Below are 26,828 nucleotides of genomic sequence, written 5' to 3'. Positions count from 1 at the left end.
TAAAGCTAGCCTGCTTCTTTTCTATCAAACTGAACGCATTCCAAACCAGTCTTTTTTTGAGTTTTTTGATAAAATAGTACTATCAGTGAAAAGGATGGAAGCATGACTAAGAAAATCGTAGCTATTTGGGCCCAGGATGAAGAGGGTGTGATTGGTAAGGACAATCGTCTGCCTTGGTATTTGCCAGCAGAACTGCAACACTTTAAAGAAACAACTCTGAATCATGCTATCTTGATGGGGCGTGTGACCTTTGATGGAATGGGACGTCGCTTGCTTCCAAAACGGGAGACCTTGATTTTGACACGTAACCCGGAAGAAAAGATAGATGGGGTTACTACTTTTTATGATGTCCAGTCTGTCTTGGACTGGTATCAGGCTCAAGACAAGAATCTCTATATTCTCGGTGGGAAGCAAATTTTTCAGGCTTTTGAATCCTACCTTGATGAAGTGATTGTGACTCACATTCATGCTCGGGTGGAGGGAGATACCTATTTCCCTGAAGAGTTTGACTTGTCTCTTTTTGAGACAGTTTCAAGCAAATTTTACGCCAAAGATGAGAAAAATCCTTATGATTTTACCATCCAATACCGCAAGAGAAAGGAAGTCTAATGGAACGTAGTATATTTGGTTTTTTCACAGCCATGCTGTGTTTGGTCTGCTTGCTTGCTGGCGCACAGGCTTTTCGTAAAAAGCGTTATGGACTTTCTATCCTCCTCTGGTTAAATGCCTTTACCAATTTGGTCAATAGTATTCATGCCTTTTACATGACCTTATTTTAGATAGAATGACAGTATAGAATAGAACGGAAGGAAATCATGCCTACAACTAGGAATAATGATATGATGGTTTATTGCTCATTTTGTGGCAAAAGCCAAGAAGAAGTACAAAAAATAATCGCTGGGAACAACGCCTTTATCTGTAATGAATGTGTGGAGTTGGCCCAGGAAATCATTCGGGAGGAGTTGGCTGAGGAAGTCTTGGCAGACTTGTCAGAAGTTCCAAAACCAATCGAACTCCTCCATATCTTGAACCATTATGTAATTGGTCAAGATCGTGCCAAGCGTGCCTTGGCAGTTGCAGTTTACAACCACTACAAACGTATCAATTTCCACGATACGCGTGAAGAGTCGGAAGATGTAGATTTGCAGAAGTCAAACATCTTGATGATTGGCCCAACTGGTTCTGGGAAAACTTTCCTTGCTCAGACCTTGGCTAAAAGCTTGAATGTACCTTTTGCGATTGCGGATGCGACAGCTCTTACTGAGGCTGGTTATGTGGGTGAGGATGTGGAAAATATCCTCCTCAAACTCTTGCAGGCTGCTGACTTTAACATTGAACGTGCAGAGCGTGGCATTATCTATGTGGATGAAATTGACAAGATTGCCAAGAAAAGCGAGAACGTTTCTATCACACGTGATGTTTCTGGTGAAGGGGTGCAACAAGCCCTTCTTAAGATTATCGAGGGAACTGTTGCCAGCGTACCGCCTCAAGGTGGACGCAAGCATCCACAACAAGAGATGATTCAAGTAGATACCAAAAATATCCTCTTCATCGTGGGTGGTGCTTTTGATGGTATTGAAGAAATCGTCAAACAACGTCTGGGTGAAAAAGTTATCGGATTTGGTCAAAATAACAAGGCGATTGACGAAAACAGCTCTTACATGCAAGAAATCATCGCAGAAGATATTCAAAAATTTGGTATTATCCCTGAGTTGATTGGACGCTTGCCTGTCTTTGCAGCTCTTGAGCAATTAACGGTCGATGACTTGGTTCGTATCTTGAAAGAGCCAAGAAATGCCTTGGTAAAACAATACCAAACCTTACTGTCTTATGATGACGTCGAGTTGGAATTTGACGACGAAGCCCTTCAAGAAATCGCCAATAAGGCCATCGAACGTAAAACGGGTGCGCGTGGTCTTCGCTCGATTATCGAAGAAACAATGCTAGATGTCATGTTTGAAGTACCGAGTCAGGAAAATGTGAAATTGGTCCGCATCACAAAAGAAGCTGTCGATGGAACGGATAAACCAATCCTAGAAACAGCCTAGAGGTGACTATGGAACTTAATACACACAATGCTGAAATCTTACTCAGTGCGGCTAATAAATCCCACTATCCGCAGGATGAACTGCCAGAGATTGCCCTAGCAGGGCGGTCAAATGTAGGCAAGTCTAGCTTTATCAACACCATGCTGAACCGCAAGAATCTAGCCCGAACATCAGGTAAACCTGGTAAAACGCAGCTCCTAAACTTCTTTAACATTGATGACAAGATGCGCTTTGTGGATGTACCTGGTTATGGCTATGCCCGCGTTTCCAAAAAGGAACGTGAAAAGTGGGGGCGCATGATTGAGGAGTACTTAACGACTCGGGAAAATCTCCGTGCAGTGGTCAGTCTAGTTGACCTCCGTCATGACCCGTCAGCAGATGATGTTCAGATGTACGAATTTCTCAAGTATTATGAGATTCCGGTCATCATCGTTGCGACTAAGGCAGACAAGATTCCTCGTGGTAAATGGAACAAGCACGAATCAGCAATCAAAAAGAAATTAAACTTTGACCCAAGTGACGACTTTATCCTCTTTTCATCTGTCAGCAAGGCAGGGATGGATGAGGCTTGGGATGCAATCTTAGAAAAATTGTGAGGAAAAGAAAATGGCAAAAACAATTCATACAGATAAAGCTCCAAAGGCTATCGGGCCTTATGTTCAAGGAAAAATCGTTGGCAACCTTTTGTTTGCTAGTGGTCAAGTTCCTCTCTCTCCTGAAACTGGGGAAATCGTTGGAGAAACGATTCAAGAACAGACAGAACAAGTCTTGAAAAACATTGGTGCTATTTTGGCAGAAGCAGGAACAGACTTTGACCATGTTATCAAAACAACTTGCTTCTTGAGCGATATGAACGACTTTGTTCCTTTTAACGAGGTTTACCAAACGGCCTTTAAAGAGGAATTTCCAGCTCGTTCAGCTGTGGAGGTAGCTCGTCTTCCTCGTGATGTAAAAGTCGAAATCGAAGTCATCGCAGAGATTGGATAAGCTAGTTGAAGTTTGGTGTTGCCAAACTTCTTTTGATATAAGGAGAAAAAGATGACAAAGAAACAACTTCACTTGGTGATTGTGACAGGGATGAGTGGTGCTGGGAAAACAGTTGCCATTCAGTCCTTCGAAGATTTGGGTTATTTTACTATTGATAATATGCCACCAGCTCTCTTGCCTAAGTTTTTGCAGTTGGTTGAAACAAAGGAAGACGACCATAAGTTGGCTTTGGTAGTGGATATGCGTAGCCGTTCTTTCTTTTCAGAAATTCAAGCGGTTTTGGATGAGTTGGAAAATAAGGAAGAACTGGACTTTAAAATTCTCTTTTTGGATGCAGCTGATAAAGAATTGGTAGCTCGTTACAAGGAAACTAGACGAAGTCACCCTCTAGCTGCAGATGGACGGATTTTGGATGGAATCAAGCTGGAACGTGAACTCTTGGCGCCTTTGAAAAATATGAGTCAAAATGTGGTGGATACAACTGAACTTACTCCACGTGAGTTGCGCAAAACCCTTGCAGAGCAGTTTTCTGATCAGGAACAAGCCCAGTCTTTCCGTATCGAAGTCATGTCTTTTGGCTTTAAATATGGAATCCCGATTGATGCAGACTTGGTTTTTGATGTCCGTTTCTTGCCAAATCCATACTACCTTCCAGAACTGCGAAACCAAACGGGTGTAGATGAACCAGTTTATGACTATGTCATGAATCACCCTGAGTCAGAAGACTTCTATCAACATTTGTTGGCCTTGATTGAGCCGATTTTGCCAAGTTACCAAAAGGAAGGTAAGTCCGTTTTGACCATTGCCATGGGTTGTACGGGTGGGCAACACCGTAGTGTGGCCTTTGCTAAACGCTTGGCGCAGGACTTATCCAAGAATTGGCCTGTTAATGAAGGGCATCGCGACAAAGACCGAAGAAAGGAAACGGTAAACCGTTCATGAGAAAACCAAAGATAACGGTGATTGGTGGAGGGACTGGGATCCCCGTCATTCTTAAAAGTCTGCGTGAAAAAGATGTGGAAATCGCTGCTATCGTAACGGTGGCCGATGATGGTGGTTCATCAGGTGAACTCCGAAAAAACATGCAGCAGTTGACACCGCCAGGAGATCTCCGCAATGTCCTTGTGGCCATGTCGGATATGCCTAAGTTTTATGAGAAAGTCTTTCAGTATCGCTTTTCTGAAGATGCAGGAGCCTTTGCTGGTCATCCATTGGGTAATCTCATCATTGCTGGCCTGTCAGAAATGCAGGGTTCGACCTATAATGCCATGCAGTTACTAAGCAAATTTTTCCACACAACTGGGAAGATTTATCCTTCCAGTGACCATCCCTTGACCCTTCATGCAGTCTTTCAGGATGGGACAGAAGTGGCTGGAGAGAGCCATATTGCAGACCATCCAGGCATGATTGACCATGTCTATGTGACCAATACCCTCAACGATGATACGCCTCTGGCTAGCCGTCGAGTAGTGCAGACCATTCTTGAAAGTGATATGATTGTCCTAGGTCCTGGTTCTCTCTTTACCTCTATTTTGCCCAATATCGTGATTAAGGAAATCGGGCAGGCGCTTTTGGAAACCAAGGCAGAAATCGCCTATGTCTGCAATATCATGACTCAACGTGGGGAGACAGAACACTTTACAGATAGTGACCACGTGGAAGTCTTGCATCGTCACCTTGGCCGACCTTTTATCGACACTGTCTTGGTGAATATTGAAAAAGTGCCTCAGGAATACATGAATTCCAACCGGTTTGATGAATATTTGGTGCAGGTGGAACATGATTTTGCTGGTCTTTTTAAGCAAGTTCCGCGTGTGATTTCATCCAACTTCCTTCGTCTGGAAAATGGGGGTGCCTTCCACGATGGAGATTTGATAGTGGACGAATTGATGCGCATTATACAGGTGAGAAAATGAGTTTCACAGTAGCAGTAAAAGAAGAAATCCTAGGTCAGCACCATCTAAGCCGACATGAACTGTCTGCCATTATCAAGATGTCTGGCAGTATTGGTCTCTCGACTTCGGGTTTGACCTTGTCTGTCGTGACAGAAAATGCCAAGCTGGCTCGTCACCTCTATGAGTCCTTTCTCCATTTCTACGAAATCAAATCGGAAATTCGCCACCACCAACGGAGCAATCTTCGCAAGAATCGAGTCTATACCGTTTTTACAGATGAAAAGGTGCAGGACCTGCTGAGTGATTTGCACTTGGCAGACTCCTTCTTTGGCCTGGAAACAGGTATTGACGAGGAAATTTTATCAGATGAGGAAGCAGGTCGTGCTTATCTTTGTGGCGCTTTCTTGGCAAATGGAAGCATTCGTGACCCTGAGTCAGGCAAGTATCAGTTGGAAATCAGTTCTGTTTATCTGGACCACGCACAAGGGCTTGCCTCTCTTCTCCAGCAGTTTTTGCTGGATGCCAAGGTGCTTGAGCGCAAAAAGGGAGCTGTGACCTATCTCCAGCGTGCTGAAGATATTATGGACTTCTTGATTGTCATCGGAGCTATGCAGGCGCGTGATGATTTTGAGCGGGTTAAGATTTTGCGAGAAACCCGTAATGACCTCAATAGGGCCAATAATGCAGAAACAGCCAATATTGCTCGGACAGTTTCTGCCAGCATGAAGACTATCAACAATATCAGTAAAATCAAAGATATCATGGGCTTAGAAAACCTGCCAGTGGATTTGCAGGAGGTAGCGCAATTGCGGATTCAGCACCCAGACTACTCTATCCAGCAGTTAGCAGATAGTCTCAGCACCCCTCTGACCAAAAGTGGCGTCAATCACAGACTTAGAAAGATAAATAAATTAGCCGATGAATTATAAAACCACGAATCGTAGGACTCGTGGTTCTTTTCTTATAAACTTGTTGAGTGTTTGGGTTGTACTTTTTGCTCAGGGTCGATGTAGTTGATGGCGTTGTTGACGGCGGTTGGTGCTTCTCCGAGGCCTGTCGCAATCAGATCAATTTTTCCGTCATAGTAGCAGCAGTCACCGATAGCATAGATACCTGCTTGGCTGGATTCCTGTTTGCTGTTGACGATAATCTTGTGGCGGTTGAGGTCCAGACCCCAGTTTTTAAGGTTACCAACAGAAGATTTGAAACCATAGTTGACAAAGAGGTGGTCTATGTCAATAGTTTCTGTTTCATCAGATTTAACTTTTGTGATTTCCAACTTGTCAAGCGTTTTTCCATCTCCAAGGAGTTGGCTAGGGATGAATGGTGTCTTGATGGTCACAGATGATTCTTGCAAGGCTTGGACACTGTGTTCCAAGGCGCGAAAATTATCTCTGCGGTGGACAAGGGTAGTTGGCGCAATTTTTTCAAAAGCCAAAGCCCAATCCACAGCCGAGTCTCCGCCACCAAGAATCGTCACTTTCTTACCAGCATATTGCCGGATGTTGGAAACATGGTAGTGGATATTTTCATAGCCCTCAACGCCTTCTAGTTCTAGAGGACGTGGTTTAAAGGCACCGCCACCCATAGCGATGATAACTGTTTTAGACAGGTGACTTCCCTTAGAAGTTGTAATGACAAAGCCTTCTTCTTGTTTTTCAAGCTCAAGAACCGTTTCATTGAGATGAATGGGGGTATCAAAGCCGTTTAATTGCTCGATTAGACGGTTGGTCAATTCTTCTCCAGTCAGGTTTGGGAAACCTGGGACGTCTAAAATTTCCTTTTCAGGATAGAGAATAGCAGGTTGTCCACCTAGTTGTGGAAGGGAGTCGATGATTTGGACCTTGGCTTGGCGTAGATGTGCATAGAAGGTTGCAAAAAGCCCGACGGGACCACCACCTACAATGGTAATATCATAGAGTTGAGACATGGTTTCTCCTTTGTTTTTTCTAGTCAGTTTATTTTATCATATTTTTTCTTTAATTTAAAATGAAGTAGGATAGGGAAAAAAATGCCAGAAAAATGGTATAATAGAAAGGAACGTGTTTGGACAGAGAGGAGACAGCAGATGAACTTTCAACAATTATCCAACCTGCAATATTGGACTAGCTTGTTTTCTAGTCCTTGGAGTATTGCCATCAATCTGTTTGATATTTTGATTGTGGCTTATATTTTATATCGTTTTACAAAAGCGATAGCTGGCACCAAGATTATGATTTTGGTGCGTGGGGTCGTGATCTTTGTATTAGCCCAGGTTGTAGCCAATATCCTTGGTTTAACAACGATTTCTTGGTTGATTAATCAAATTATCACCTATGGGGTTATTGCTGCGGTTGTTATCTTCTCTCCAGAGATTCGGACTGGTTTGGAACGCTTGGGAAGGGCGACAGATTTCTTTTCTACTGCTCAAATTAGTGCAGAGGAGCAAATGATTCGTGCCTTTGTCAAGTCGGTTGAATATATGAGTCCCCGTAAGATTGGTGCTCTGGTTGCCATTCAACGAGTTCGGACCTTGCAAGAATACATTGCGACAGGGATTCCTTTGGATGCCAATATTTCAGCTGAACTCCTTATTAATATCTTTATCCCCAACACTCCCCTACACGATGGTGCTGTGATTATCAGAGAAAATCGGATTGCAGTCACCTCTGCCTATCTGCCCTTGACAGAAAGCACAGGGATTTCAAAGGAATTTGGGACCAGACACCGGGCGGCTATCGGTTTGTCAGAAGTATCCGATGCCTTGACCTTCATCGTCTCAGAGGAAACAGGTGGCATTTCTATTACCTATAACGGTGTTTTCAAGCACGATTTGACGATTGAAGAATTTGAAGCAGAGCTACGAGCAATTCTTTTGCCAGTCGTTGAGGAAAAAGTCAGTTTCAAGGACCGTTTGTTAGGAGGTTGGAAATATGAGAAAAAATAGTCTATACATCATTTCATCTCTCTTTTTTGCTTGTATCTTATTCATCTATGCAACGTCAACCAACTTTCAAAATAGTAATACCGCAAGGCAGGTTAAATCAGAAACTTACACCAATACGATAACGAACGTTCCTATCGTTATTCACTATGATGATGACCAGTATTTCATTAGCGGATTTGCATCAGAAGTTTCAGTGGTATTAACCGGAGCCAATCGTGTGACCTTGGCCAGCGAAATGCAGGAGAGCACTCGTAAGTTTAAGGTAACTGCTGATTTGACGGATGCCAGTGTTGGAACGATTGAAGTTCCCTTGAATATTGAAAATCTTCCAAGTGGATTGACCGCTGTGGCAACGCCTCAAAAGATTACAGTGAAAGTTGGGAAGAAGGTTAAGCGAGATGGGATGCTTGTTGTGCCACAAGTTGACCAAAGCCAGATTGATCCCAAGTTACAAATTGATAGTATAACCGTGTCAAACGAACGAGTTTCGGTCACAACTGACCAGGAAACATTAGCTAAGATTGACAAAGTTATTGCGCTTTTACCAACCAGCGAACGCATAACAGGTAATTACAGTGGTTCAGTACCTTTGCAGGCAATCGATCGCAATGGTGTTGTCTTACCGGCAGTTATTACTCCGTTCGACACAACAATGAAGGTGACTACAAAACCAGTAGCACCAAGTTCAAGCACATCAAATTCAACAACAAGCAGTTCGTCGGAGACATCTTCGTCAACGAAAGCAACTAGTTCAAAAACGAATTAAAAATAGGAAAAGGATTTTATAAAAATGGGTAAATATTTTGGGACTGATGGAGTCCGTGGAGAAGCTAACGTAGAATTAACGCCAGAATTGGCCTTTAAACTAGGACGTTTTGGAGGCTATGTTCTTAGCCAACATGAAACGGAAGCACCGAAAGTTTTTGTAGGACGCGATACACGTATTTCTGGGGAAATGCTAGAATCTGCCTTGGTAGCTGGTCTTCTTTCAGTTGGTATTCACGTATACAAACTAGGTGTTTTGGCAACACCAGCAGTAGCTTACTTGGTAAAAACTGAAGGAGCAAGTGCTGGTGTCATGATTTCTGCTAGCCACAATCCAGCCCTTGATAACGGAATTAAGTTCTTTGGCGGCGATGGCTTCAAACTGGACGATGAAAAAGAAGCAGAAATTGAAGCCTTGCTAGACGCTGCGGAAGACACTCTTCCTCGTCCAAGTGCAGAAGGCTTGGGAACCTTGGTAGATTATCCAGAAGGCTTGCGTAAGTATGAAGGCTATCTTGTTTCAACTGGAACTCCTCTTGAGGGAATGAAGGTTGCCTTGGACACAGCAAACGGTGCGGCGTCTACAAGTGCCCGTCAAATCTTTGCAGACCTTGGCGCTCAATTAACTGTTATCGGGGAAACACCAGATGGTCTTAACATCAACCTTAATGTTGGTTCAACTCACCCAGAAGCTCTTCAAGATGTGGTCAAAGAAAGCGGCTCAGCTATTGGTTTGGCCTTTGACGGAGACAGTGACCGTTTGATTGCTGTTGATGAAAATGGCGACATCGTTGATGGTGACAAGATTATGTACATCATCGGGAAATACCTTTCTGAAAAAGGACAATTGGCCCAAAATACAATCGTGACAACTGTTATGTCCAACCTTGGTTTCCACAAGGCCTTGGACCGTGAAGGCATTAACAAGGCAGTCACTGCAGTTGGCGACCGCTATGTTGTGGAAGAAATGAGAAAATCAGGCTACAACCTCGGTGGTGAACAGTCTGGTCACGTCATCTTGATGGATTACAATACAACAGGTGATGGCCAATTATCTGCTGTTCAATTGACCAAAATCATGAAGGAAACTGGTAAGAGCTTGTCAGAGTTGGCAGCAGAAGTAACCATCTATCCACAAAAATTAGTCAATATCCGAGTGGAAAATGCCATGAAGGAAAAGGCTATGGAAGTGCCAGCTATCAAGGTTATCATCGAGAAGATGGAAGCTGAAATGGCGGGGAATGGCCGTATCCTTGTTCGCCCAAGTGGAACAGAGCCTCTTTTGCGTGTTATGGCAGAAGCGCCTACAACAGAAGAAGTGGACTACTATGTTGATACCATCGCAGACGTAGTTCGAGCTGAAATCGGGATTGACTAAATCCTAGAAAACTAGATGAAAATAAAAAATTATGGTACAATAGCTTATAATATTGTAGCCGAGGGAGAAAGACATGAATCTTAAACGTGAACAAGAATTTGTTAGTCAGTATCATTTTGATGCGCGTAATTTTGAATGGGAAAATGAAAATGGAGCTCCTGAAACTAAGGTGGATGTGAACTTCCAATTAATTCAACATGACCAAGAAAATCAAGTGACTTCCTTGATTGTTATCTTGAGTTTTATGATTGTATTTGATAAATTTGTCATCAGTGGAACCATTTCACAGGTGAACCATATCGATGGTCGTATTGTTAACGAACCAAGTGAATTGAACCAAGAAGAAGTGGAAACCTTGGCTCGTCCATGTTTGAACATGCTCAACCGTTTGACTTATGAAGTAACTGAAATTGCATTAGACTTACCAGGAATCAATTTGGAGTTCTAATATGAAATTAGCTGTTATCACAGATTCCTCTGCCTATCTCAGTGCAGATACCTTGCAAAGAGAAGATTTATTTGTCTTGGATATTCCTGTTAATATTGATGGTGAGGAGTATGTCGAAGGGATCAATCTGACTGCTGAGGAATTTTACCAAAAAATGGCTCAGGCTTCTGAATTGCCTAAGACCAGTCAACCAAGTATTGCCAAGTTAGATGAGATTCTAACTTCGCTTAAAGAACAAGGCTATACACATGCTTTGGGGCTTTTCCTATCTTCTGGAATTTCAGGTTTTTACCAAAATATCCAGTACATGGTCGATGATTATGAGGGATTAACCATTGCCTTCCCAGACACTTTGATTACAAGTGCTCCTCTGGGTATCATGGTTGAAAGTGTCTTTAACTGGCGAGACCAGGGTGATGACTTTGCCATTATTCAGGATAAGCTAGCTATCCAAATTAGTCACACATCTGCTTTCATCATGGTCGATGATTTGGACCACTTGGTTAAAGGTGGACGCCTTTCAAATGGAGCTGCGATTTTGGGCAATCTGCTAAGCATTAAGCCAATCCTCTATTTCAATAACCAAGGTGTGATTGAAGTGTACGAAAAAGTCCGTACTGAAAAGAAAGCAACCAAGCGCTTAATTGAAATTATCAAGGAAGCAACAGCTTCAGGCCAATACCGTATCATTGTCATTCACGGAAATGCCCCTGAAAAGGCTGAGGAATTGCGTCAGCACTTACTTGAATCTGGAGTAGGTTCGGATGTTTCACTTGCTACATTTGGTAGTGTCATTGGAACACACCTAGGAGCAGGAAGCATTGCTCTAGGTTATATTCCAGTAATTTAGTTTGCGCTTCTAGGCTAGTTAAGAAATAGCAATTGAACACGGACTACCTGCCTCTTGAAAAAAGATGCCTGTCTTACCTTTCATGGAAAGTCAGCGCCATCCCCTATTTTTCACGGGTAGCTAAGGCCCTTTGTATCTTGATAATTGAACACGCCTGGAACCCTCTGTGAAAAAGATAGTTCTTCCAAGGAGGGAGGAGACACTCCTTGATTAGAACTCCTATTTTCACTCTGTGTTCTTACAGGCTTTGTATCTTAGAAATTGAACACGGACTACCTGCCTCTTGAAAAAAGATGCCTGTCTTGCCTTTCATGGAAAGTCAGCGTCATTCCCTATTTTTCAAGGGCAGCTATCGTCCTTTGTATCTTAGTCAGGAGTAGAGATGAGTATTCGAGTAATTATTGCTGGTTTTAAGGGAAAGATGGGCCAGGCTGCTTGTCAGATGGTCTTGGCTGATCCAGACTTGGACTTGGTAGCAGTTTTGGATCCCTTTGAGTCTGAATCAGAATGGCAGGGTATTCCTGTTTTCAAGGATAAGGCTGATTTAGCAGGCTTTGAAGCGGATGTCTGGGTAGACTTTACTACTCCAACTGTTGCCTATGAAAATACACGCTTTGCTCTTGAAAATGGCTTTGCTCCAGTAGTTGGAACAACTGGTTTCACGAGTGAAGAAATTGCAGAGCTGAAAGCATTTTCTCGTGAACAAAATTTGGGTGGTTTAATCGCTCCAAATTTTGCCTTGGGTGCTGTTTTACTCATGCAATTTGCAAGGCAGGCTGCTAAATATTTCCCAAATGTGGAGATTATCGAGCTCCATCATGACAAGAAAAAGGATGCTCCGAGTGGAACAGCTATTAAAACAGCTGAGTTAATGGCAGAAGTTCGAGAGTCTACCCAGCAAGGTGCGCCTGATGAAGAAGAATTGATTGCAGGTGCTCGTGGTGCTGACTTTGATGGCATGCGGATCCACTCAGTACGTTTGCCAGGCTTAGTAGCCCATCAGGAAGTCATCTTTGGCAATCAGGGAGAAGGATTGACACTCCGTCATGACTCCTATGATCGCAGCTCCTTCATGACAGGGGTGAATTTGGGAATTAAAGAAGTTGTCAAGCGTCATGAGCTTGTCTATGGATTAGAACACTTATTATGAGATTAACGCAAATGCCTTCTGAATTTCAGAAGGCTTTACCAGTATTAGAAAAAATTAAAGAAGCAGGTTTTGAGGCCTATTTTGTTGGGGGCTCTGTTCGAGATGCCCTCCTCAATCGTCCCATTCATGATGTGGATATTGCGACGTCTTCTTATCCAGAAGAAACCAAGCAGATTTTTCCGCGAACAGCCGATATCGGAATCGAGCATGGAACCGTCTTAGTTTTAGATGGGGATGAGGAGTATGAGGTAACCACCTTTCGGACAGAGGATGTCTATGTGGACTATCGCAGACCCAGTGCGGTCTCCTTTGTGCGCTCGCTAGAAGAAGACCTCAAGCGCCGTGATTTTACAGTCAATGCCTTTGCTTTGGACGAGACAGGAGAAATCATTGACTTGTTCCATGGTTTAGAAGATTTGGAAAAGCAAGTCTTACGAGCAGTTGGAGTGGCTAGTGAGCGTTTCAACGAAGATGCTTTGCGGATTATGCGTGGTTTTCGTTTTCAGGCTAGTCTTGGCTTCGAACTTGAGTCAGAAACATTTAAAGCTATGAAAATTTTGACGCCACTTTTGGAGAAAATTTCTGTGGAGCGTACCTTCGTTGAGTTTGATAAACTCTTGCTGGCTCCATTTTGGAGAAGGGGTTTGGCTTCCATGATTGAGAGTCAAGCTTATGACTATCTCCCTGATATGGCATCTAGCCAGGACGAGCTTAATAGACTGTTTGATTTAGAGACTGATTTTACTTTTGAATCCTCTGAACAAGCCTGGGCAGCTCTACTGTGGGCTTTGGAGATTGAAAATGCGCAGCCATTTTTGAAGGCTTGGAAGACCTCACGTCAATTTGCCAAGCAAGTTCAGGATTTGCTGACTATTTTGGCCTTGCGTGAAAAGGGAGAATTGAGCAAGCGCGATTGTTATCGCTTTGACTTGGATTTACTTTTACAGTCTGAAAATCTTCGTCAGGCCCAAGGAAAAGAAGTCAACCCACAAGCCATCACTGAAACCTACCAGAGTTTAACTATTCATGATAAGAAAGAAATCCAAATCAACGGTGGTATTTTAATCAAGGAATATGGTTATCAACCAGGTCCAGACTTGGGAGAGATTTTAACAGAGATTGAGTATGCCATTGTCGATGGAGAATTGGAAAATGATCGTCAAGCCATCCATGCTTATCTGAGGGAGAAAAAATGAGTGATTTTATCGTTGAAAAACTAAGTAAATCCGTCGGTGACAAGACCGTTTTTAAGGATATTTCCTTTATTATCCATGACCTAGACAGAATCGGTCTAATTGGTGTCAATGGAACAGGGAAGACCACCCTTTTAGATGTTCTTTCTGGTGTTTCTGGCTTTGATGGGGATGTTAGTCCTTTTTCAGCTAAGAATGATTACCAGATTGGTTACTTGACTCAAAATCCTGATTTTGATGATAGCAAGACGATCTTGGATACGGTTCTATCTAGCGACCTCAAGGAAATCCAGCTCATTCGTGAGTATGAACTTCTCATGCTCAACTACAGTGAGGACAAGCAGGCTCGTTTGGAACGGGTCATGGTAGAGATGGACTCTCTCCAAGCTTGGGAAATTGAGAGTCAGGTCAAGACCGTTCTCAGCAAGCTGGGGATTCAGGACTTATCCACTCCTGTTGGGGAATTGTCTGGTGGTCTAAGAAGACGGGTTCAGTTGGCGCAAGTTTTACTTGGCAACCACGACCTCTTGCTTCTGGATGAGCCGACCAACCATCTGGACATTGCGACTATTGAGTGGCTGACCCTCTTTTTGAAAAATTCCAAGAAAACCGTCCTTTTTATCACCCACGATCGTTATTTCTTGGACGCTTTGTCAACACGGATTTTCGAGTTGGATCGATCAGGTTTGACAGAGTATCAGGGGAATTATCAGGACTATGTTCGCCTTAAGGCGGAACAGGACGAGCGCGATGCGGCTCTTCTCCACAAAAAGGAACAACTTTATAAGCAAGAATTGGCCTGGATGCGTAGACAACCGCAGGCACGTGCGACCAAGCAGCAGGCTCGTATCAATCGTTTCCATGACTTGAAGAAAGAAGTCTCAGGTGGCGTTGCTGAGACAGACTTGACCATGAACTTTGAAACCAGTCGTATTGGGAAGAAAGTCATCGAGTTTCAGGAAGTTTCCTTTGCCTATGAAAACAAGCCTATTTTGCAAGATTTTAATCTCTTGGTGCAGGCTAAAGATCGTATTGGAATTGTTGGGGACAACGGTGTTGGGAAATCAACTCTCCTTAACTTGATTGCAGGAAGTCTTGAGCCGACAGCAGGCCAAGTTGTGATAGGGGAAACTGTTCGCATAGCCTATTTCTCTCAGCAAATTGAGGGCTTGGATGAAAGCAAGAGAGTGATCAATTACCTGCAGGAAGTGGCAGAAGAGGTTAAGACCAGCGGTGGTTCTACGACTTCGATTGCAGAGTTGCTGGAGCAGTTCCTTTTCCCACGTTCGACGCATGGAACCTTGATTGAGAAATTGTCTGGGGGAGAGAAAAAACGTCTTTATCTCCTTAAACTGCTCTTGGAAAAACCAAATGTTCTTCTCTTGGACGAACCGACAAATGACCTAGATATTGCGACCTTGACAGTTTTGGAGAATTTCTTGCAAGGTTTTGCTGGTCCAGTTTTGACAGTTAGCCATGACCGTTATTTCTTAGATAAGGTAGCGACCAAGATTCTCGCTTTTGAGGATGGCAAGATTCGTCCTTTCTTTGGTCATTACACCGACTATCTTGATGAAAAAGCCTTTGAAACAGAGATGGCCAATCAAGTTCAAAAAGCCGAAAAGGAAAAAGTCGTCAAGGTTCGAGAAGACAAGAAACGCATGACCTACCAAGAAAAGCAGGAGTGGGCAAGCATTGAAGGCGATATTGAAACCTTGGAAAATCGTATCGCTGCTATTGAAGGGGAAATGCAGGTAAACGGATCTGACTTCGGCAAACTAGCTACTCTTCAAAAAGAACTGGATGAGAAAAACGAAGCACTCCTTGAAAAATACGAACGCTATGAGTATCTAAGTGACTTTAATAGTTAAAAGAATAGAAAAATCCCGTCTCATGACAGGATTTCTCTATTCTTTTTTTGTTTCTTGGTGAAAGATATTTTGCCAGGTTTCGTGGCGACGCCAGATACTGGTATGGATGATACCATCTAACTCATAGGAGATGAGTTTGGTCTTTTGACTGATGGAAGTGATTTGGATGTCCTTGATAGCAGAATTCAAGTCTTTTTCGGCTGTATAGGCCTCTTTATCCATCTGCTCTCCATCTTGCCGAATATAGACAAAATCATCAGCCAAGAGTTCTTCCAGTTGATTTCCTTGGTCAATCAATTGTTCACGCATAAGCAATTTTTTGTAGACATTGTCTAAAATCTCATCCTCAGGGATAGGTGCTGGCTCGATATGGACATCGGTATCAAAGACGCCAAAACGTTCTTCCAGCATAGACTCGACTTGATCCGCAATCTCGTGGCTCTCATAAACCGACAAGTCAGGATTCATTTCTAGCGTAATATCAAGGTAAATATTGCTACCGTAGGTGCGACCTCTTTGAGACTTAACCTTGCTGATTTTGGGAATTTCCATGATGGCCTTTTGATAATCCTCAAGCAAACGGTCGTCAAAACCATCTGAAAGACTAAAGGAAGACTCGATAAAGATATCATAGGCAGTTTTCAAGATAAAGAAAGTGATGACGATGGCAACCAGTTTATCCACAATCGGATAATTAAAGCTGCTAGCCAGGATGGCAATGGTAGTACCAAGTGAGGTGACAGCATCAGAAAGATTGTCCTGGGCGGCAGCCTTCAGTGCCTTGGATTTGGATTTCTTACTGAGGCGAGTGTTATAGAGATAAACCACAAACATAATCGCTGCAGAAATGATTCCTAGAGTGGCACCAAGAGGATCAATGACCGTTTCTTCACGACTGAGAATCTTTTGAATGGTATCTCTTAGTACATCGAAACCAACATAGAACATGATGATGGAAGTGACCAAGCTAGCCAAATCTTCAATCTTCCAGTGGCCAAAACGGTGGTCTCGGTCAGCAGGTTGGCGCGCCATTCGAATCCCAATCAAGAGGGCCACATTTCCAATGATATCCGATACGTTGTTAAAACCATCTGCCACCAAACTGGATGAATGGAGGAGGTGCCCAGTTGCTAATTTCGCTGCAGACAAGATCAAATAAGTCGAAATGCTGATAATGGCCCCACGCTCAGCTAACTTGAGATTTGAGATAGATTGCTTCATTCAACTTCCTTTCTAGTCACATAGCATTCTACCATTATACTGGTTTTCAAGGGAAAATTCAAATAAGTCATTTTTTACTCTTTGAAAACTTTTCAAAATTTGGTATAATAGTACTACTCAAGGGAGTAGCTGGCAGAAACCTGTGATAGTGTCGTCATTCCGAATTTTATACTGAAAAGTATGCTTTCCGGCACTATCTTAAACAGCGAGACTTGTTATGATTAACAGGTCTCTCTTTGTTTGTCGTGAAAAGATGCGATGAGGGAAAAGAGAGTCTGTTTTGCACACAATGTCAAGGAGGAGACACATGTCAAAAGAACAAAAACGCCAAGCGTTTTACACTCAGAGTCCTGAAGAGGTCTTGAATGCTGTAGATGCGACCGAGCAAGGTTTGTCATCAAGTGAGGCGGAAAAGCGCCTTGCAGAATTTGGCCACAATGAACTCGAAGAAGGCGAGAAACGATCAATCCTGGTCAAATTTATCGAACAATTTAAGGATTTAATGATTATCATACTAGTTGCGGCAGCAATCTTGTCAGTTGTGACTTCTGGTGGGGAAGATATCGCAGATGCCATTATCATTTTAGCCGTGGTTATCATTAACGCTGCCTTTGGTGTTTACCAAGAAGGAAAAGCAGAAGAAGCTATCGAAGCCCTCAAATCCATGTCTAGTCCAGCTGCCCGCGTTCTTCGTGATGGGCATATGGCGGAGATTGACTCTAAAGAATTGGTTCCAGGAGATATTGTTGCTCTCGAAGCAGGTGACGTGGTGCCAGCAGACCTACGTTTGCTAGAAGCCAACTCTCTTAAAATAGAAGAAGCAGCTCTTACAGGTGAGTCTGTGCCAGTCGAAAAAGACTTGACAGTTGAACTTGCTGCAGATGCTGGTATTGGTGACCGTGTCAACATGGCCTTCCAAAACTCTAACGTAACCTATGGTCGCGGTCTGGGTGTTGTTGTCAATACAGGGATGTATACTGAAGTCGGTCACATCGCAGGTATGCTTCAAGACGCTGATGAGACTGATACACCCCTCAAACAAAACTTGAATAACCTTTCTAAGGTCTTGACCTATGCTATCTTGGTCATTGCCCTTGTTACTTTTGTAGTGGGTGTCTTCATTCAAGGAAAAAATCCACTTGGTGAGTTGATGACCTCTGTTGCGCTTGCCGTTGCAGCTATTCCAGAAGGGCTCCCAGCTATCGTAACGATCGTTCTTGCCCTTGGTACTCAAGTTTTGGCAAAACGTAACTCTATCGTTCGTAAGTTGCCAGCTGTAGAAACGCTTGGTTCAACGGAAATCATCGCTTCTGATAAGACTGGTACGCTGACCATGAACAAGATGACCGTCGAAAAAGTCTTCTACGATGCAGTCCTACATGATTCAGCTGACGACATTGAATTGGGTCTTGAAATGCCACTTCTTCGTTCTGTTGTCTTGGCAAACGATACGAAAATCGATGCGGAAGGCAATCTGATTGGAGACCCAACTGAAACAGCCTTTATCCAATATGCCTTGGACAAGGGTTACGATGTTAAAGGATTTTTAGAGAAATACCCTCGTGTGGCTGAATTGCCATTTGACTCTGACCGTAAGCTTATGTCAACGGTTCACCCATTGCCAGATGGTCGTTTCCTTGTAGCAGTCAAAGGTGCTCCAGACCAACTTTTGAAACGTTGTGTTCTTCGTGACAAAGCTGGGGATATTGCTCCAATTGATGAGAAGGTTACAAACCTCATTCAAACAAACAACTCTGAAATGGCTCACCAAGCCTTGCGTGTCCTTGCAGGTGCTTATAAGATTATTGACAGTATTCCAGAAAACATCACTTCTGAAGAGCTTGAAAATGATTTAATCTTTACTGGTTTGATTGGGATGATTGACCCTGAACGTCCTGAAGCGGCTGAGGCTGTTCGTGTGGCTAAGGAGGCGGGAATCCGTCCAATCATGATTACAGGTGACCATCAAGACACCGCAGAAGCTATTGCCAAACGTTTGGGAATCATTGACGCAAATGATACAGAAGGTCACGTTTTAACTGGTGCTGAGCTCAACGAACTGTCTGATGAAGACTTTGAAAAAGTAGTTGGTCAATACTCTGTTTATGCCCGTGTATCTCCAGAACACAAGGTTCGTATCGTGAAAGCTTGGCAAAAACAAGGTAAAGTTGTTGCCATGACAGGTGACGGTGTCAATGATGCACCAGCTTTGAAAACAGCCGATATCGGTATTGGTATGGGAATCACTGGAACTGAGGTTTCTAAGGGAGCTTCTGATATGATTCTTGCGGATGATAACTTTGCGACTATCATCGTCGCAGTTGAAGAAGGACGTAAAGTCTTCTCAAACATTCAAAAGACTATTCAGTATCTACTTTCTGCCAATACTGCTGAAGTATTGACCATCTTCCTATCAACCTTGTTTGGTTGGGACGTCTTGCAGCCAGTTCATCTTTTGTGGATCAACTTGGTAACAGATACCTTCCCAGCTATCGCTCTTGGTGTTGAACCTGCTGAGCCTGGTGTCATGAATCATAAACCACGTGGACGCAAGGCAAGTTTCTTCTCAGGTGGTGTTTTGAGTTCTATCATCTATCAAGGTGTACTCCAAGCAGCTATTGTTATGAGTGTTTATGGACTTGCGATTGCTTACCCAGTTCATGTGGGTGACAATCATGCCATTCATGCAGATGCCCTTACTATGGCTTTTGCAACCCTTGGTTTGATTCAGCTCTTCCATGCCTACAATGTCAAATCTGTCTACCAATCCATCTTGACAGTTGGTCCATTCAAGTCTAAGACATTTAACTGGTCCATCTTTGTATCCTTCATCCTTCTCATGGCAACAATCGTTGTAGAACCGCTTGAAGGTATCTTCCACGTAACCAAACTAGACTTGTCTCAATGGGGAATCGTCATGGCTGGAAGTTTCTCAATGATTATTATTGTCGAAATCGTTAAATTTATCCAACGCAAACTCGGCTTTGACAAGAATGCGATTTAAAAAGAAAAGTCATCTTCGGATGGCTTTTTGCTACAGTTGAGGGAAAGGGCTTGCAGTTGTCAGCTTTTATGCTATAATTGCTATAATATAGTAAAAAGTAAGAGGAGTGTGAGGAAGTGGAAAAGAAAATTGTGAAGGATATTTTGTTTTTATCTCAGGTATCTCAGCCGGCAAGTCAGGATGATCTGTATCTTGCCAGAGATTTGCAGGATACACTCTTAGCAAATCGTGAGACCTGTGTCGGTCTGGCTGCCAATATGATTGGGGTGCAGAAGCGCGTGATTATTTTTAATCTTGGCTTGGTTCCTGTGGTCATGTTTAACCCAGTGCTCCTGTCCTCTGAAGGACCTTATGAGACGGAAGAAGGATGTTTGTCTTTGGTAGGTGTGAGACCAACTAAGCGTTATGAAACTATAAAGGTTGCCTATCGTGACAGCAAGTGGCAGGAACAGACCATTACTTTGACAGGTTTCCCAGCCCAGATTTGCCAGCATGAACTGGATCACTTGGAAGGACGAATCATTTAGGAGGAAAGCAAATGAAACGAATAGTCTTCGAACTTATTTTTATCGCAACGACCTGGTATATCTTTTTACCGCCTCTTAACCTGACCAGCTGGGAATTTCTCTTTTTCCTATGTGGGCATTTGTTGGTTGTCGCAGTCTTATTTGGCTTTGGTAAGGGAATCAATCTGGTAAAAACGGTTCATGTGCGCCACGGCAAGGCGGAAGCTGCCTTAAATCTTGAGGGTTTCAAAATCAATCGGTTAGGGAAAATCCTTTTAGCTTCTATTGGAGGAATTCTTCTCTTAGCAGCCTTGGTTTCCTTGGTAACTTCTAGCATTTTTCAGGCTAAAAATTATGCCAATGTAGTCACGGTTACGGAAAAAGACTTTACTGAATTTCCTAAGACTGATACCAGTAAGGTTCCTATCTTAGATAGAAGTACCGCTGAAAAAATTGGGGACCGCTACTTGGGTTCCCTAACAGATAAGGTGTCGCAGTACGTAGCGGCAGATACCTATACCCAATTGACAATTGATGGGAAGCCTTATCGGGTTACACCACTAGAATACGCAGATCCTATCAAGTGGTTTAATAATCAAGCCAAGGGAATCGGCGAGTATATCAAGGTAGACATGGTGACTGGAAATGCGGACTTGGTGGACTTGAAGACACCAATCAAATATTCAGACTCGGAATATTTTAACCGTGATGTCAAACGTCACCTGCGCTTGAAGTACCCAACTAAAATATTCAAGTCTCCATCTTTTGAGGTGGACGATGAGGGCAATCCTTTCTATGTGGCTACAGTTTACCAAAAGCAATTTGGACTTGCAGTTCCTCGTCCTGTTTCAGTCATTATCTTGGATGCCACAAATGGAGACACCAAGGAATACAACTTGTCGGATGTTCCAGAATGGGTGGACAGGGTCTATCCAGCTGAGGAAACTATTGAGCAAATTAACTACAACGGCAAGTACAAGGACGGTTTCTGGAATGCTATGATTTCCAAGAAAAACGTGACCCAGACTACCAAGGGCTATAATTATTTGTCTATCGGTAATGACATCTACCTCTACACAGGTGTGACGTCGGCCAATGCAGATGAAAGTAATCTTGGTTTTATCCTTGAAAATATGCGCACAGGAGAAATAACCAAATACAGCTTGGCTTCTGCGACTGAAGAATCGGCCCGTGAATCAGCAGAAGGTGCTGTTCAGGAGAAATCCTACAAAGCAACCTTCCCAATCCTCATCAACCTCAATGACAAGCCTCTGTACATCATGGGCTTGAAGGACAATGCTGGTTTGGTCAAAGAGTACGCCTTGGTTGATGCAGTCGAGTACCAAAATGTTATCGTAGCTACTACAGTAGAAGAACTGCTCAGCAAGTACGCCAATAAAAACGACCTTGAAATTGATAATGAAACGACAGAAAGTATTAAGGGTGTGGTGGCAGACCTCAAATCAGCTGTAATCAAGGGAGACACCGTCTACTTCTTTAAAGTTGATGGCAAGATTTACAAGGTTAAGGCCTCAGTATCAGATGACCTCCCTTACCTCGAAAATGGTAAAACCTTCGAAGGTCAAGTAGGAAAAGACAACTATCTCAAGACCTTTAAAGTGCAGTAAGGGAAGAGGCTGGGCAAAAACTCAATTTCAGGAAAAAATGAAGTAAATTATTCCACAATAAAACGCATAGTATCAAGATTTTTCAACACCTGATATTATGCGTTTTTTTCTGAGGTTTAAGCCTTTTCCCAGTCTCTTTTCAGATGAATTTCTTGGTTGTGGCTAAAAAATATGCTACACTATCAATATGAAAATTTTAATCCCAACAGCAAAAGAAATGAACACAGACTTGCCGAGTATCGAAGTAACTCCTTTAAAACCAGAAAGTCAGGCCGTACTTGATGCCTTGGCCCTCTATTCTGCTAGTCAATTGGAGAGTTTTTACAAGGTATCAGCTGAGAAAGCGGCGGAAGAATTTCAAAATATTCAGGCTTTGAAAAGGCAAAGAGCTCAACACTACCCAGCTCTGAAACTTTTTGATGGGCTTATGTATCGCCATATCAAGCGAGATAAATTGACCGAGGCAGAACAAGCCTATCTTGAAAATCATGTCTTCATTACCTCGGCTTTGTACGGTGTTGTTCCAGCCTTGTCACCTATGGCCCCTCACCGTTTGGACTTTTTGATGAAGTTAAAAGTTGCTGGTAAGACTTTGAAGAGCCATTGGAAGTCAGCCTACGATGAAGCTGTGAAGAAGGAAGACCTAATTTTCTCCCTCTTGTCATCCGAGTTTGAGACAGTATTTTCTAAGGAAATCAGAGAAAAGATGGTGACCTTCAAATTCATGGAGGATAGAGGTGGTCAGTTGAAGATTCATTCAACTATTTCCAAGAAAGCGCGTGGTGCCTTCCTGACAGCGCTGATAGAAAATCAAGTACAAACGGTGGAGGAAGCTCGTCGCTTAAGCTTTGCAGGATTTGTTTACAGAGAAGACCTGTCCCAACTACAGGAATTGGTTTTTGTAAAGGAAGTATAGAAAATAGATAAAAGAAAAAGTCAGCAGTATTATGCTGACTTTTCTAGTTTATAAAGTATTGGATATATGAATCTCATTTGATAAACAGTTAAGATGATTAACCAAGTCCATGATTGACAGATGGTTTCGGCAAATAAACTTCTTGGTAATTCCTGGAATATAGAAATTAGACACGATGATATCGTAATCTGTCTGATTTAAAATCTCAGGACTTGTTTTCAATTCATCCCAAATATCGAAGGTAAAGCGGTTATTACAGTAATAGGAAAGCATATCAACAAAGGTAAGGGATATAGCATGGTCAAAGTTACTGATAATCAAAACCTTTATAGGTGGTCGATTTTCTAACAACTGAGTAGAGAGGTTTTCAGCATGGGTTAAGATGGTGTACATCAAGTGTTCCAACTGTTCAGGATGGTCATGCTGTCCAATTGCCTGACGGTATTGAGCCAGTTCTTGACGCGCACTCCCCATAAAGTCTGGGAAGTAAACTTCAAACTTTTTAATCGTCAATGCTTTTTGTTCAAATAAGATTGGGGTAGAAAAGATTTCCTGTCTTTCAAAGAAAGCGGTGTTGTGTAAATGCCAAATCAGCTCATCGTGGTTGGTAAAAGTAATCTTATATTGTTTTGATAGACGTTCTAATATTTGACTCAGTAATTGGTAAGAGTGTCTTGCTTCACTGTTCTCTTCTAAAGAGTTGAAGAATTCTTGAGGATCTAAGAAAATGTTACTTTGAATAAAGGAAATAAAAATTTGTGCAATGATATCTGGAGTGATTTCAAGTCCCAGTTTTTCAGAGAAATGGACAAGTATCTCCTCAAAGTTTGGAATACTCGCCAAAATAGGATAGTATTCATCATAGAAATGATTTGGTAAGTCGATAAAATGACCATTTTTGATGCGGTAAATACTGATAGCTATCATCAGTTTGTACATTCTATAAATTGAAAATCGCATTGGATAATTCGTGATTTTATAGAAGAAGTCAGCAAATTCTGTTAAATCTTCCTCAGGAAGGTCAGGAAAAGGCCAATCTAGGAAATAATAGCGCTCAGAAAAATATTGGGCAAAAAAATAGCGAATATCGATTTCATTGCCACGTATTTCGGATGGAGTAAATGATAGTTCAATTTGGAATTGAGTTGATAGAGTTTTTGTAATATTTCTGCCCAGTCGATAGAGGTTGGCATTACTAGAGTGAAGATTTTCTATTGTTCGATAAATAGGTAGCCCCTCATTAAAAAACAGATACTCTAGTAATTGAAAAGATTGAGAATTAGCAAGAAAATATTGATAAATATCTTCTACACTAGTGTTAACTTCTAAATCTATCATGATTCCGTTAACAGAAGATTGGATGTCAATAGATGGAAAGGCAACACGTAATTCATTTAAATCACTTTTTAGAATTCGTTCTGTACATCCTAATTTTTCGGCTAGTTCATGCAATTTCATCCAATTACGATTCTGAATTAAGGTTTCCATTAAACGTAATTGTCTTTGATCTTTTGTGGATAAAAGGTTGCGCATATTGGTAATTTCCTCCTATTTTCATTATATCATATTATTGTCTAAAGTGTACAAAAATGTCGGAGTAGAAAAATTGTCTGAATTAGTCAGAAAAATTAGAATAATATAAGTGGCTTTTAGGTACAAAAAGAGAATATATTAATTGTATAGAAAATATTGATTTATATATCAAATGGTTGTAGAGTAGGAACTATAAAATATTATCTAGGAGTTTAAAATGAAACATTCACATAAGAAATCATTTGACTGGTATAGCATGCAACAACGATACTCTATTCGTAAGTATCACTTTGGTGCGGCTAGTGTCTTGCTCGGGACAGCCTTAGTCTTGGGAACTGCTGCCAATGCGCAATCAGTACAAGCAGAGGAACAACATCCTGAGACAACTAATAGTGTCTCTGTTGATAAGGTAGATGAAGCTACTAAACCAGCAGAAGTTTCTACACCTAAAAAAGAAACAACTTATGCAGCTCCAACTGTTGCGAACCCAGTAGAAACGACTCCAGCTAAAACTGAAGAAGCTACTAGACCAGCAGAAAAAGTTGAAGAAGCAGAAGATAAAAAAGAAGAAGTAACGCATCAAGATGCTGTTGACAAGTCAAAATTGTTAACGGCTCTTTCGCGTGCTAAAAAACTTGAGAGTAAGTTATATACAGAAGCAAGTGCTGCAAACTTGCAAGCAAGTATCCAAGCTGGTCAAAGCTTGCTTGGGAAAGCAGATGCAACTGAAGTTGAATTATCAGCAGCAGAGTCATCTATTCAATCGGCTATTATTGGTCTAGAACTTCGTTCTAACTCTGATAAAGGAACTGTATCAGAAACTCCTGTAGTGAAGAAAGCTGACGCGGCAGAAGCCAAAGAAGAAGCTAAACCAGTTGCAACAACTGATCGTTCAGCTGTTGATAGTACTGTTTTGCCAACTAGCACACCTGTTAAAGTAGAAGCTACGTCAAGACCTGCATCTACAAATGAACTTTTGAAACCAGCTCTTAGCCTTTCTGACGCTCGCCAAAATCCAGCTATCCGTAAAGAAGACTTGGATAAAGGGCACAGTGGCTTTAGAGCAGCTAGCAATCCAGCTAACCCAATTGTTTCAGGTTCTGGAAATACAGTTGCATTTACAGATATTAGTCAAGGTGGTCGTAGTTATAGTTTCCGTGGCTACGGAAACTCACGTGGTGGTAATTCAATTCATTACGATGTAACAACAGTACGTCAAGGTAATAGATTGAATTTCACAATTAGATACTCTGGTCCAGGTGAATTTGTTAATAATAACTTTATCTTGGACAAAGGGGATGGATTTGGAAATCCTTCAAATGCGACTATCACAACTCCAAGATTAAGAGAACAATCAAAACCTATTAGCCAGGGTGCCAACTTCGTATCTCACTCAGGATACAGTATGACCTCTGCAACTTCAACTAACATGGAACAAACAATCAGATTTAGTTTGCCTATCATTAATCCAAATGGTGACTTGTCTGTTCGTTTGAAACCAGTTACTTTTAACGTGGACCAAGGTGGTGGCGGTGCCGCTACTAGCAATGACCCATACAGTAACTCCAACTATTATTACAGAGCAAATCCACTCCTCTTGGATGCAAATCCAAATGGTGGTACTAGTAACAAGACTGTTACAGAAGAACTTGAATTCCAAACTATCTATCTTCCAACTAGTAAATTGCCAGAAGGTGAGACTAGATTAGTTAGAGAAGGTGAAAAAGGACAACGTCAAATTACCTATAAAGTTCATCGATTAGGTAATGAAACAATCCTAGGCTTACCAATTAGTAATAGAGTTACTAAAGAAGCTAAACCACGTATTGTTCAAATCGGTGTTGCTAAAGAATTCATTGAAACTGTAAAACCACGTGTTGATCAAAATAAAATCGGTGATACCAATAACCTCACTTTCTATCTTGATAATGATGGTAACGGTGTTTACACTGAAGGTGTAGACGAACTTGTTCAAAGAATTGCTATTAAAGATGGTGCTAAAGGTGAAAAAGGAGACCAAGGTGAACGCGGTCTCACTGGGGCACAAGGTGCTAAAGGTGAAAAAGGAGACCAAGGTGAACGCGGTCTAACTGGAGCACAAGGTGCTAAAGGTGAAAAAGGGGACCGAGGCGAACGCGGTCTAACTGGGGCACAAGGTGCTAAAGGTGAAAAAGGGGACCGAGGCGAACGCGGTCTAACTGGAGCACAAGGTGCTAAAGGTGAAAAAGGAGACCAAGGTGAACGTGGTCTAACCGGAGCACAAGGTGCTAAAGGTGAAAAAGGAGATCGAGGCGAACGCGGTCTGACTGGAGCACAAGGTGCCAAAGGTGAAAAAGGAGACCAAGGTGAACGCGGTCTGACTGGAGCACAAGGTGCTAAAGGTGAAAAAGGAGATCGAGGCGAACGCGGTCTAACCGGAGCACAAGGTGCTAAAGGTGAAAAAGGAGACCGAGGTGAACGTGGTCTGACTGGAGCACAAGGTGCTAAAGGTGAAAAAGGAGACCAAGGT

Annotated in this window: 24 protein-coding genes; 21 read left to right on the top strand and 3 right to left on the bottom strand. The window is 42.3% G+C overall.

Going from position 1 to position 26,828, the window contains the following annotated elements; genetic code table 11:
- Positions 1-102 precede the first annotated feature (102 nt).
- The 8 genes from ADH52_RS10275 to whiA are packed head-to-tail and all read left to right on the top strand — an operon-like array spanning position 103 to position 5,859.
- Positions 103-609, top strand: a complete 507-nt coding sequence (locus ADH52_RS10275) for a dihydrofolate reductase (protein WP_049511126.1) — start codon at positions 103-105, stop codon at positions 607-609.
- Complete coding sequence (locus tag ADH52_RS11515) at positions 609-779, top strand: hypothetical protein (RefSeq protein WP_049511125.1); 171 nt, start codon at positions 609-611, stop codon at positions 777-779. The genes ADH52_RS10275 and ADH52_RS11515 overlap by 1 nt, the downstream gene beginning before the upstream one ends.
- Positions 780-815: 36 nt before the next feature.
- A complete protein-coding gene (clpX, locus tag ADH52_RS10265) occupies positions 816-2,048 on the top strand; it encodes an ATP-dependent Clp protease ATP-binding subunit ClpX (protein WP_025169664.1) in 1,233 nt (410 codons plus the stop codon).
- Positions 2,049-2,056: 8 nt separating this feature from the next.
- The gene (yihA, locus tag ADH52_RS10260) at positions 2,057-2,644 is read left to right on the top strand and encodes a ribosome biogenesis GTP-binding protein YihA/YsxC (RefSeq protein WP_000422605.1); all 588 of its coding nucleotides are present in this window, start codon (positions 2,057-2,059) and stop codon (positions 2,642-2,644) included.
- 10 nt (positions 2,645-2,654) lie between these two features.
- Positions 2,655-3,035, top strand: coding sequence for a RidA family protein (locus ADH52_RS10255; RefSeq protein WP_049511124.1), 381 nt, complete (start codon positions 2,655-2,657; stop codon positions 3,033-3,035).
- A 51-nt stretch (positions 3,036-3,086) separates the two neighbouring features.
- Positions 3,087-3,977, top strand: coding sequence for an RNase adapter RapZ (gene rapZ / locus ADH52_RS10250; RefSeq protein ID WP_000163055.1), 891 nt, complete (start codon positions 3,087-3,089; stop codon positions 3,975-3,977).
- Entirely contained in the window at positions 3,974-4,951 is a 978-nt protein-coding gene (locus ADH52_RS10245) for a YvcK family protein (protein ID WP_049511123.1), read from the top strand. The genes rapZ and ADH52_RS10245 overlap by 4 nt, the downstream gene beginning before the upstream one ends.
- Positions 4,948-5,859 carry a DNA-binding protein WhiA gene (gene whiA / locus ADH52_RS10240; RefSeq protein WP_000011285.1) on the top strand — a complete coding sequence of 304 codons (912 nt, stop codon included), beginning with the start codon at positions 4,948-4,950 and terminating at the stop codon, positions 5,857-5,859. Before ADH52_RS10245 ends, whiA begins: the two co-directional genes overlap by 4 nt.
- Positions 5,860-5,891: 32 nt before the next feature.
- Here whiA and ADH52_RS10235 read toward each other — a convergent pair whose 3' ends face one another.
- Positions 5,892-6,860, bottom strand: a complete 969-nt coding sequence (locus tag ADH52_RS10235) for an NAD(P)/FAD-dependent oxidoreductase (protein WP_049511122.1) — start codon at positions 6,858-6,860, stop codon at positions 5,892-5,894.
- Between the two features lie 138 nt (positions 6,861-6,998).
- On the opposite strand from ADH52_RS10235, the gene cdaA reads away from it, so the two are divergent.
- From cdaA to ADH52_RS10195, 8 genes are all read left to right on the top strand, one after another.
- Positions 6,999-7,856 (top strand): diadenylate cyclase CdaA, encoded by an 858-nt coding sequence (gene cdaA / locus ADH52_RS10230; protein ID WP_049511121.1) that lies wholly within the window; start codon positions 6,999-7,001, stop codon positions 7,854-7,856.
- Positions 7,843-8,622: a CdaR family protein gene (locus ADH52_RS10225; RefSeq protein ID WP_042750804.1), complete on the top strand. Its 780-nt coding sequence runs from the start codon at positions 7,843-7,845 to the stop codon at positions 8,620-8,622. The genes cdaA and ADH52_RS10225 overlap by 14 nt, the downstream gene beginning before the upstream one ends.
- A gap of 24 nt (positions 8,623-8,646) precedes the next feature.
- Positions 8,647-9,999 (top strand): phosphoglucosamine mutase, encoded by a 1,353-nt coding sequence (gene glmM / locus ADH52_RS10220; protein WP_049511120.1) that lies wholly within the window; start codon positions 8,647-8,649, stop codon positions 9,997-9,999.
- A 73-nt stretch (positions 10,000-10,072) separates the two neighbouring features.
- Positions 10,073-10,447, top strand: coding sequence for a DUF1149 family protein (locus ADH52_RS10215; protein WP_001050079.1), 375 nt, complete (start codon positions 10,073-10,075; stop codon positions 10,445-10,447).
- A 1-nt stretch (position 10,448) separates the two neighbouring features.
- Positions 10,449-11,297, top strand: a complete 849-nt coding sequence (locus ADH52_RS10210; RefSeq protein WP_049511119.1) for a DegV family protein — start codon at positions 10,449-10,451, stop codon at positions 11,295-11,297.
- Between the two features lie 382 nt (positions 11,298-11,679).
- Positions 11,680-12,447, top strand: a complete 768-nt coding sequence (gene dapB, locus ADH52_RS10205; protein ID WP_049511118.1) for a 4-hydroxy-tetrahydrodipicolinate reductase — start codon at positions 11,680-11,682, stop codon at positions 12,445-12,447.
- Positions 12,444-13,643: a CCA tRNA nucleotidyltransferase gene (locus ADH52_RS10200; protein ID WP_080977758.1), complete on the top strand. Its 1,200-nt coding sequence runs from the start codon at positions 12,444-12,446 to the stop codon at positions 13,641-13,643. The genes dapB and ADH52_RS10200 overlap by 4 nt, the downstream gene beginning before the upstream one ends.
- On the top strand, positions 13,640-15,511 hold the full coding sequence (locus ADH52_RS10195) for an ABC-F family ATP-binding cassette domain-containing protein (RefSeq protein ID WP_049511116.1): 1,872 nt from the start codon (positions 13,640-13,642) through the stop codon (positions 15,509-15,511). Before ADH52_RS10200 ends, ADH52_RS10195 begins: the two co-directional genes overlap by 4 nt.
- 36 nt (positions 15,512-15,547) lie before the next feature.
- Here ADH52_RS10195 and mntE read toward each other — a convergent pair whose 3' ends face one another.
- On the bottom strand, positions 15,548-16,732 hold the full coding sequence (gene mntE, locus ADH52_RS10190) for a CDF family manganese efflux transporter MntE (RefSeq protein ID WP_049511115.1): 1,185 nt from the start codon (positions 16,730-16,732) through the stop codon (positions 15,548-15,550).
- A gap of 307 nt (positions 16,733-17,039) precedes the next feature.
- On the opposite strand from mntE, the gene ADH52_RS10185 reads away from it, so the two are divergent.
- The 4 genes from ADH52_RS10185 to yaaA all read left to right on the top strand — a co-directional run bounded on the left by ADH52_RS10185 (position 17,040) and on the right by yaaA (position 22,786).
- On the top strand, positions 17,040-19,736 hold the full coding sequence (locus ADH52_RS10185) for a cation-translocating P-type ATPase (RefSeq protein ID WP_049511114.1): 2,697 nt from the start codon (positions 17,040-17,042) through the stop codon (positions 19,734-19,736).
- Positions 19,737-19,852: 116 nt separating this feature from the next.
- Positions 19,853-20,263 (top strand): peptide deformylase, encoded by a 411-nt coding sequence (locus ADH52_RS10180; RefSeq protein WP_049511113.1) that lies wholly within the window; start codon positions 19,853-19,855, stop codon positions 20,261-20,263.
- A gap of 11 nt (positions 20,264-20,274) precedes the next feature.
- Positions 20,275-21,870, top strand: coding sequence for a hypothetical protein (locus ADH52_RS10175; RefSeq protein WP_049511112.1), 1,596 nt, complete (start codon positions 20,275-20,277; stop codon positions 21,868-21,870).
- 187 nt (positions 21,871-22,057) lie between these two features.
- Positions 22,058-22,786, top strand: coding sequence for a peroxide stress protein YaaA (gene yaaA, locus ADH52_RS10170; RefSeq protein WP_049511111.1), 729 nt, complete (start codon positions 22,058-22,060; stop codon positions 22,784-22,786).
- Between the two features lie 48 nt (positions 22,787-22,834).
- On the opposite strand, the gene ADH52_RS10165 is transcribed toward yaaA, so the two are convergent.
- The gene (locus ADH52_RS10165) at positions 22,835-24,319 is read right to left on the bottom strand and encodes a M protein trans-acting positive regulator PRD domain-containing protein (protein WP_049511110.1); all 1,485 of its coding nucleotides are present in this window, start codon (positions 24,317-24,319) and stop codon (positions 22,835-22,837) included.
- A 217-nt stretch (positions 24,320-24,536) separates the two neighbouring features.
- On the opposite strand from ADH52_RS10165, the gene ADH52_RS10160 reads away from it, so the two are divergent.
- Positions 24,537-26,828: G5 domain-containing protein (locus tag ADH52_RS10160; protein WP_049511109.1), on the top strand; the 2,292-nt coding region annotated here is incomplete at its 3' end.

The organism is Streptococcus pseudopneumoniae, assembly GCF_001072665.1.
GTDB classification, from domain to species: domain Bacteria; phylum Bacillota; class Bacilli; order Lactobacillales; family Streptococcaceae; genus Streptococcus; species Streptococcus pseudopneumoniae_S.
This window is presented reverse-complemented; position numbering and strand designations above follow the sequence as displayed.